The organism is Streptomyces hydrogenans, from assembly GCF_014656075.1.
In the GTDB taxonomy this organism is placed as follows: Bacteria; Actinomycetota; Actinomycetes; order Streptomycetales; family Streptomycetaceae; genus Streptomyces; species Streptomyces hydrogenans.
Genome location: NZ_BNBS01000331.1, coordinates 1 through 502 on the forward strand (window position 1 = coordinate 1; position 502 = coordinate 502).

Below are 502 nucleotides of genomic sequence, written 5' to 3' on the forward strand. Positions count from 1 at the left end.
AAGATCACCCACATCAACTACGCCTTCGGCAACGTGCAGGGCGGCAAGTGCACCATCGGTGACGCCTACGCCGACTACGACAAGGCGTACACCGCCGACCAGTCCGTCGACGGCGTCGCCGACACCTGGGACCAGCCGCTGCGCGGCAACTTCAACCAGCTGCGCAAGCTGAAGAAGGCGTACCCGAACATCAAGGTCCTCTGGTCCTTCGGCGGCTGGACCTGGTCCGGCGGCTTCGGCCAGGCCGTCCAGAACCCCGCCGCCTTCGCCCAGTCCTGCTACGACCTGGTCGAGGACCCGCGCTGGGCCGACGTCTTCGACGGCATCGACCTCGACTGGGAGTACCCGAACGCCTGCGGCCTCACCTGTGACACCAGCGGCGCCGCGTCCTTCAAGAACATGATGCAGGCCATGCGCGCCAAGTTCGGCGCCAACAACCTGGTCACCGCGGCCGTCACGGCCGACGCCTCCGCCGGCGGCAAGATCGACGCCGCCGACTACG

The 502-nt window shown here is 67.5% G+C and carries 1 protein-coding gene; it reads left to right on the forward strand.

The features are described 5' to 3' along the window. A partial coding sequence (locus IE321_RS41720; RefSeq protein ID WP_268257469.1) for a glycosyl hydrolase family 18 protein occupies positions 1 to 502 on the forward strand: 502 nt, incomplete at both ends.